We start from the raw sequence: 4,374 nt of genomic DNA on the forward strand, positions 1-4,374 counted from the left end.
GTTGTTGATGTGCCGGTACGCGTCCATGTCGGACCAGCGCATGTGCACGTCGTGCACGAACCGGGCCATCAGTCGCGGGTGAGCTTCCGGTGGGTGACCGCGTGCGGGCGAGCCGCCTCGGCGCCGAGCCGGTCGACCTTGTTCTTCTCGTAGGACTCGAAGTTGCCCTCGAACCAGAACCACTGCGCCGGGTTGTCGGCCGTGCCCTCCCACGCCAGGATGTGCGTCGCGATGCGGTCGAGGAACCACCGGTCGTGCGAGGTGATCACGGCGCAGCCGGGAAAGTTCAGCAGCGCGTTCTCGAGCGAGCCGAGTGTCTCGACGTCGAGGTCGTTGGTCGGCTCGTCGAGCAGCAGGACGTTGCCGCCCTCCTTGAGGGTGAGCGCCAGGTTCAGCCGGTTGCGCTCACCGCCCGAGAGCACGCCGGCCTTCTTCTGCTGGTCGGGGCCCTTGAAGCCGAACGCGCCGATGTAGGCGCGGCTGGGCATCTCGACCTGACCGACGTTGATGTAGTCGAGCCCGTCGGACACGACCTCCCAGACGTTCTTGTTCGGGTCGATGCCGCCGCGGGTCTGGTCGACGTAGCTGAGCTTGACCGTCTCGCCGATGGTCAGCGTGCCCGAGTCGGGCTGCTCGATGCCGACGATCATCTTGAACAGAGTCGTCTTGCCGACGCCGTTCGGGCCGATGACGCCGACGATGCCGCCGCGGGGCAGCGAGAACGAGAGGTCCTTCATCAGCAGCTCGCCGTCGAAGCCCTTGTCGACGCCCTTGGCCTGGACGACCACGTTGCCCAGTCGCGGGCCCGGCGGGATCTGGATCTCTTCGAAGTCGAGCTTGCGGGTCTTCTCGGCCTCGGCCGCCATCTCCTCGTAGCGCTGCAGGCGGGCCTTGCTCTTCGCCTGGCGGCCCTTGGCGTTCTGGCGCACCCACTCGAGCTCGTCCTGCAGCCGCTTCTGCAGCTTCTGGTCCTTGCGGCCGGCGACCGCGAGCCGCTCGGCCTTCTTCTCCAGGTAGGTCGAGTAGTTGCCCTCGTACGGGTACGCGCGGCCGCGGTCGAGCTCGAGGATCCACTCGGCGACGTTGTCGAGGAAGTATCGGTCGTGGGTCACGGCGAGGATCGTTCCCGGGTACTTGGCCAGGTGCTGCTCGAGCCACTGCACCGACTCGGCGTCGAGGTGGTTGGTGGGCTCGTCGAGCAGCAGCAGGTCGGGCTGCTCGAGCAGCAGCTTGCACAGCGCCACCCGGCGCCGCTCGCCCCCGGACAGGTGGGTCACCGGCTCGTCGCCCGGGGGGCAGCGCAGGGCGTCCATGGCCTGCTCGATACGGCTGTCGAGCTCCCAGCCGTCGGCGTGCTCGATCTTCTCGAGCAGGTCGCCCTGCTCGGCGAGCAGCGAGTCGAAGTCGGCGTCGGGCTCGCCCATCGCGTTGCTGACCTCTTCAAAGCGCGCCAGCGTGGCGCGGAGGTCCGCCACGGCGTCCTCGACGTTCTCGCGCACCGTCTTGGTCTCGTCGAGCGGCGGCTCCTGCTGCAGCATGCCGACGGTCGCGTTCGGGTCGAGGCGGGTCTCGCCGTTCGAGGCCTGGTCGAGACCGGCCATGATCCTGAGGACGCTCGACTTGCCGGCACCGTTCGGCCCGACCACGCCGATCTTGGCGCCGGGCAGGAAGGAGAGGGTGACGTCGTCGAGGATCACCTTGTCGCCGTGCGCCTTGCGCACCTTGTACATGGTGTAGATGAACTGGGCCACGCACCCAGTCTGTCAGTCCGGGACGAGGACGACGACGCCCGCCCCGACGATCCGGTCACCGCCGACCGCAAGCGAGTGAAGCTTGTCACAGCAGCGACCGCAATCGCTTCCGGAGTGCCGAACGAACTCTTGACAGCTGCACAGGCCGCTCGGGCGGCCTCTCACGGGCGTGAGATACCCGTGACGTGCGCGGATCCCACTCGCATTGTCTTGTGACGCTTGTCACGTGATCTCGGTCACAAAACTTTGCCATTCCGTTACCGAACGGCAGGTTGTTCTGCAGGCCGCGACGGACCGGGACCACCGGACCGGCGCCGCACCGGGCAGGGATGGTGCGACGGACCGAGGCGCTCACCGGCACCACCGGGGGTGGCGGAGGCCGCCGGGGCCGACCCGGGATCCCCGACACCACCAGCCAGCCATGACCGGCCCGCCAGGGCCGGCCGGGCGCGACGGGGACGGATCCGAAGGGCTGCGCAGCACTGCGCGCCGGGAGAGGTAGTTCATGACCACGCGAGACATCGCGACCAACACGACCAGCACCGAGCACGACACCACCGCCCCGCGCCGTTCGGCGCGTGGCATCGCCGTCGCGATGACCGTCGGTACCGTGGCCGCCGCCGCGACCGCCGCCATCGTCTCGGCTGCGCCCGCCGACGCCGCGACGCCCGGCTACTGGGCGACCTGGGACCGCGTCGCCGCCTGCGAGAGCGGCGGCAACTGGCACATCAACACCGGCAACGGCTTCTACGGCGGCGTGCAGTTCTCCGCCAGCACGTGGGCCGGCTACGGCGGCCACCTCTACGCGTCGCAGGCCAACCTCGCCACCAAGGCCGAGCAGATCGAGGTCGCCCGCCGCGTCCTCGCCGCGCAGGGCCCCGGCGCCTGGCCGGTCTGCGGCCCCCGCGGCGGCCTGACCCGCGAGAGCGGTGCCGCCACGAGCACCCGCCTCCCGTCGACCGCCCCGACGACCGCGAGCCGCACCCCGCGGCGCATCGTGCGTCACCAGGCGCCGGTCGTGGCCCGGCACCGCGTCGTCGTCCACCGCGGCGACACGCTCGCCCGCATCGCCAAGGCGCACCACGTGCGCGGCGGTTGGCGCACGCTGTACCGCCTCAACAAGGCGCGCATCGGCAGCAACCCGAACCACATCCGCGTCGGCCAGGTGCTCCGCCTGCCGTGACCGCGCCACCGGTCGCGCCGGGCCCTCCCCCCGCCTGACCGCGCCGGTTCCACGCACCCGACCCGGGCCGTTTCCCCACGGCCCGGGTCGCGTGCTGTCCGGCCCCGCCCGACCCGTCGGCGCCACGCAGCGCGATCAGGCCCAGGCCATCGCGTCCGACTCGGTGTCCTCCGCCTCGGCGTCGGGCTCGACGCTGGGCAGCGCGATGCCGTCTGGCTCGGCGAAGCGGGCGCCCTCGTTGACCGGGAGCCCGTCCTCGCCGACGGCCACGCCGGGCGCGAGGGCGTGCGCCCGCTTCTCGTACGCGGCCACGCCACGGCTGAGGTCGTGACCGACGGCGATCGCCTCGAGCCCGTACGCGATCCGCTTCTGCTCGTTCGACTCGTACTCGCGCTGCTGGAACCGGCCGTGCACCACGACGGGGTGTCCCTTGCGCAACGACGCCGCCGCGTTGATCGCGAGCCCGCGCCAGACGGTGACCGACAGGAACGTCGGCTGGCCGTCGACCCACTTCTCCTGCGCGCGGTCGTAGTGACGCGGCGTGGAGGCGACGCGGAACGAGCTCCACGGCACGCCCGCCGCCGTGTACCGCAGTTCGAGGTCGTCGGTGAGGTTCCCGACGATGGTCATGTAGGTGTCGTTCATCCTGCGTCCTTCCGTGTCGCCCCGCCGGGCCGCCGCCGCTCGGCGACCGGCCCAGTCAAGGCCAGCGACGGCCGGTCCGGGGGCGTCCTCGCCCCGGCTGTGGACGACACGCCAGCTGTGGACGCCGGGCCTGTCGTGACGGAGCTGCCTGCTAGGCGCCCGCCTCAGCCGGCGCGGAAGGTGCGCCGGTAGGACGCGGGAGACACGCCCACGATGCGCGCGAAGTGGTGCCGCAGCATCGCACCGGTGCCGAACCCCGCCCGCGACGCCACTGTGTCGATCGGGTCGTCGCCCTGCTCGAGCATGCGGCGCGCCATGAGCACGCGCTGGTGGGTCAGCCAGAGATGGGGCGTGGTGCCGGTCTCGGCCCGGAAGCGGCGGGCGAACGTCCGCGGGCTCATCGCCATGCGGGCGGCGAGCGACTCGAGGGTGTGCTCGAGGTGCAGCTCGGACGCCAGCTCGTCGAGCAGGGGCGCGAGCGTGTCGGCGGGCCGGATGCGGATCGGCGCGTCGACGTACTGCGCCTGCCCGCCGTCGCGGTGGGGAGGCATCACCATCCGGCGCGCGACCTTGCGCGCGATCTCCTCGCCGTGGTCGGCGCGGATGAGGTGCAGGCACAGGTCGAGACCGGACGCGCTGCCGGCAGACGTCAGGACCGGCCCGTCGCAGACGTAGAGCACGTCAGGGTCGACGCGCGCCTGCGGGAACTCTGCGGCGAGCCGGTCGGTGTAGCGCCAGTGCGTGGTGCACCGCCGGCCGTCGAGCAGTCCGGCCCGACCCAGGACGAACGCTCCC

General features: G+C 71.5%; 4 protein-coding genes. 1 reads left to right on the top strand and 3 read right to left on the bottom strand.

The genetic code is table 11. The features are described from left to right. Positions 1-68: 68 nt before the first annotated feature. Entirely contained in the window at positions 69-1,751 is a 1,683-nt protein-coding gene (gene ettA, locus ACTHMS_RS16885; protein WP_440307824.1) for an energy-dependent translational throttle protein EttA, read from the bottom strand. Between the two features lie 505 nt (positions 1,752-2,256). Between ettA and ACTHMS_RS16890 the strand changes: the two genes are divergently transcribed. After that, on the top strand, positions 2,257-2,934 hold the full coding sequence (locus ACTHMS_RS16890; protein ID WP_440307825.1) for a transglycosylase family protein: 678 nt from the start codon (positions 2,257-2,259) through the stop codon (positions 2,932-2,934). Between the two features lie 135 nt (positions 2,935-3,069). On the opposite strand, the gene ssb is transcribed toward ACTHMS_RS16890, so the two are convergent. Both ssb and ACTHMS_RS16900 read right to left on the bottom strand, forming a co-directional pair. Further along, positions 3,070-3,579: a single-stranded DNA-binding protein gene (gene ssb / locus ACTHMS_RS16895; protein ID WP_440307826.1), complete on the bottom strand. Its 510-nt coding sequence runs from the start codon at positions 3,577-3,579 to the stop codon at positions 3,070-3,072. Between the two features lie 164 nt (positions 3,580-3,743). Then, positions 3,744-4,374: helix-turn-helix domain-containing protein (locus ACTHMS_RS16900; RefSeq protein ID WP_440307827.1), on the bottom strand; the 631-nt coding region annotated here is incomplete at its 5' end.

The sequence above is a fragment of the Jatrophihabitans sp. genome, assembly GCF_051960575.1.
Taxonomy (GTDB): domain Bacteria; phylum Actinomycetota; class Actinomycetes; order Mycobacteriales; family Jatrophihabitantaceae; genus JBQCEE01.